This window comes from Mycobacterium sp. TH-M25, assembly GCF_057473665.1.
Genome location: NZ_JBYCLA010000572.1, coordinates 1 through 3,350 on the forward strand (window position 1 = coordinate 1; position 3,350 = coordinate 3,350).

A 3,350-nucleotide genomic window follows, 5' to 3' on the forward strand; every position below is an offset into this window, starting at 1 on the left:
GCCTACTTCGGCTTCCTGGCCGTTGTCGAAGATCTGTTGCAGGATCTGTTGTGTCCAGGTGGTTCCGGCCTTGAACGGATCGGCGACAAGAACGTCCCCCTGGACAAAACCGCCTTGGGCCAGGAAATCCCGCCAGACCCTGGAATCCGAGAGATAGTCCCGCATGATTCTGCTCGGGCCGACAATTTGACTTTGCATGCTAAATCCTCCGTTCTGTGGACACACACGCGGCCGGATGAGATTCCGCCGCCGGAACATCAGTCTGCCCGGAGCAAATGCTCGAATCCGCGACATCCGGTGAAGACGGCATCGCGCGCACGCTCACCAGATACGCGATCACCTGGTCGGCGAGTGCATCGGGGGGTTGCTCACCGTCGAGGCGCAGCTCCGGGCTGGTCGGGGCTTCGTAGGGATCGTCGATGCCGGTGAACCCTTTGAGCTCGCCGGCCCGGGCCTTTCGGTAGAGCCCTTTGGGATCGCGGCCTTCACACACCTGGATCGGGGTGTCGACGAATATTTCCACGAAGTCGCCGGCGTCGAGGTTGGCGCGGACATTGTCCCGGTCGCGGCGATACGGACTGACAAAGCTGGTGACGGCAACCATACCGGCATCGCAGAACAATTTTGCGACCTCGCCGATCCGGCGGATATTCTCCTCACGATCTTCCGCGGAAAACCCCAGGCCGAAACGGTCGGAGAAGTGTCGGTCGTGCTGTTTGGCCAGTATTTCCGGGCTCGCATTCAGCCCATAACGAACGTTGTCCCCGTCGAGCTGGTAACTGTGGACGCCACGCTCATAGAGTTTCCGATCCACCAGCCCGGCCACCGTACTCTTCCCGGCGCCGCTTAGTCCGGTGAACCAGAGAACGCAACCGCGGTTTCCGTTCAGGCGTTCGCGTTCCGCGCGACGGACGGTCTGGCGATGCCAGGTGATGTGGGTGTTCATCCTACGGATCCTCCTATCGGGGAAACAGCCGGCGGGAGCTGCTGATACACGAGAGGGTGCCGACGCAGGTTGCATTCGGTTTGACCTGTCATTATCCCACCCAAATCCGGTCTTATTTGAATCCGATGACGAAGCTGTCATTCTTGAGCGTCGGCTTGTTGTAGGTGAGCGATGAGTGCCGCTGGCCATGACGCGCCGAATTCCGGTAGATGCAGTCACCGGCCGCGACGTCCCACTCCATGGTCGGATTGAGTCGTGGGTAGATGTCGGCAAGGCCCTCGGCGACCAGGCAGAACTTCAGCGAACTCCCGGCGGTCACCCGTTTCTTCACCGGTAGATCCTTCAGGTAGTTCTCCAATTCCGGCGACGGGTGTGACTTGCTCTCCACGACGGTGATTCCCTCGCTGAGATCGGGCGACGTGGAGAATATTCGCACGTCCGCCTCTCCGGCGGCCCGTTTCCAGCTCCCGCAGCCTTTCTCCGCGTGGTAGAGCACATCCTTGGCGGGTACGTAAATCGTTCCGAAGGTGGGCTCACCGTCCTCGACCAGGGCGATGTTGACGGTGAACTCGTCGCTCCCGGCGAGGAACTCCTTGGTCCCGTCCAGCGGGTCGACAAGCCAGAAGCGCCGCCAGCCCTTTCGCGTTTCGTAACCGGAGGCAGCCGACTCCTCGGAAATCAACGGGATCTCCGGATACCGGGCCTGCAGACGCTGGGTTATGCACCGATTCGACTCCAGGTCGGCCACCGTGACCGGTGAGGTGTCCGCACCGTGGTCGCCTTTGTCCGCGATCGGCCGAAGATGCTGCCGGAAGTGGGTCAGGATCAACTCTCCGGCCTCGACCGCTATCGCGTTGATCGATTCGGCGAACTGGCTGCACCCGGACTCGGGCGACTTGCGGTCTGCGGGGCTGTTCATCGCTGCACGCTCCTGATCTCGTCGTGGTTTCGCTGGGTCGGCTGGACCGGCGGGCGCGGGCTCCGCATGTAGCGCGCCCAGATCACGATCGCGCCGATGACGAAGGTCGCCGTGAAGATCGCGAAGGCCGGCGTCTCGGTCCCGGCGATGGCGTAGGACTGGCGCAGCGCCAGGTTGATCCAGACCGAACCGACCGCACCGAACGCACCGGCAAAGCCGATGAGCGCCCCGGATCGCACCCGTGCCCAGTCTCGGCGGTCGGCGTCGCTGACGTTCAGGCCGCGGCTGCGCTCGTCGAATATCGACGGGATGAGTTTGTACACCGATCCCTTGCCCACACCGGTGAAGATGAACAGCACCATGAATCCGGCGATGTAGCCGATCGTCGTGGAGGCCGCCGCTGACCCGCCGGCGTGGTCGTGCATGCTGACGCCGACCAAGAATCCGTCCGCGAGGGCGGCGGCGACGAAGACGCCGAACGTTACAGGTTCCCCGCCGATGCGGTCGCTCACCTTGCCGCCGACGATGCGGGCCAGCGACCCCAGAAACGGCCCCGTGAAGGCGATCTCGGCGGCATGCAGCGACGCTTGCGCCTGGCTCTGGCCGTCGGCCAGGAAGTTATGCTGGAGCAGCTGCCCGAAGGCGAACGCGAACCCCAGGAACGTGCCCGAGACGATCATGTAGAGCAACGAGATCATCCAGGTGTCCGACACCGCGAGGATCGCGCGCAGGTTGCGCCAGGCATGGAGGTGGTTGCGGTGGGCGACGTTGTCGTGCATCACCAGCGCGGCCCCGACCCCGCCGACGGCAAGTAGCACCAGATAAATTGCACACACCCAATACGGCGCCGCATGGCCGGCGGTGGCCAGCGCCACCAAGCCGACGGCTTGGATCGCCGCCGACCCGAGGTTGGTTATTCCACCGGTCAGACCCAGCACGAACCCTTTGAGGCGGTGCGGGTAATAGCCGTCGACCTTGGCCAGCGACGCCGAGTAATTAGCTCCGCCCAGGCCGGTGAGGGCGGCACACACCAGATACGGCCACAACGGCAGGCCCGGGTTCGCCAGCAACACGATGGTTCCGGCCGTGGGAATCAGCAGCACCAGCGACGAGAACGTCGTCCAGGTGCGGCCACCGAACCAGTTGATGGCCACGGCGTAGGGAATCCGCACCAGCGCACCGACCAGCGAGGCGGTAGCGGTCAACAGGAGTTTGTCGCCGGTGGAGAAACCGTAGACCGACTCCGGCATGAACAGCACGACCACCGACCAGAGGTACCAGACCGAGAACGCCACGTGCGCCGTGATGACCAACCAGAACAGGTTGCGGCGGGCGATCGCGTTGTTGCCGGACTCCCAGGCCGCGACATCCTCCGGATTCCACTCGGTGATGTGACGGCTACCCACTGCTCAGCGCCCCAGCGGCCATGCGGAGGGCCGGTGTGGCCGGGATCGATACTTCAGCAAAGGATTTCACGACCGGCCC

At 63.7% G+C, this 3,350-nt stretch carries 3 protein-coding genes and 1 pseudogene; all 4 read right to left on the minus strand.

Annotated features, from left to right (window positions below; genetic code table 11):
* A pseudogene (locus tag AC2VOU_RS19100) lies at positions 1-198 on the minus strand (sulfotransferase domain-containing protein); the annotation flags it as partial.
* 1 nt (position 199) lies between these two features.
* Entirely contained in the window at positions 200-946 is a 747-nt protein-coding gene (cysC, locus tag AC2VOU_RS19105) for an adenylyl-sulfate kinase (protein WP_486958768.1), read from the minus strand.
* Positions 947-1,058: 112 nt separating this feature from the next.
* Entirely contained in the window at positions 1,059-1,865 is an 807-nt protein-coding gene (gene cysQ / locus AC2VOU_RS19110; protein ID WP_486958769.1) for a 3'(2'),5'-bisphosphate nucleotidase CysQ, read from the minus strand.
* Positions 1,862-3,271, minus strand: coding sequence for an MFS transporter (locus AC2VOU_RS19115; RefSeq protein WP_486958770.1), 1,410 nt, complete (start codon positions 3,269-3,271; stop codon positions 1,862-1,864). Before AC2VOU_RS19115 ends, cysQ begins: the two co-directional genes overlap by 4 nt.
* Positions 3,272-3,350 lie beyond the last annotated feature (79 nt).

Bases quoted from the DNA above. Each gene is read 5' to 3' on its own strand.
- cysC (WP_486958768.1), bottom strand. From the start codon at position 946: ATGAACACCCACATCACCTGGCATCGCCAGACCGTCCGTCGCGCGGAA.
- cysQ (WP_486958769.1), bottom strand. From the start codon at position 1,865: ATGAACAGCCCCGCAGACCGCAAGTCGCCCGAGTCCGGGTGCAGCCAG.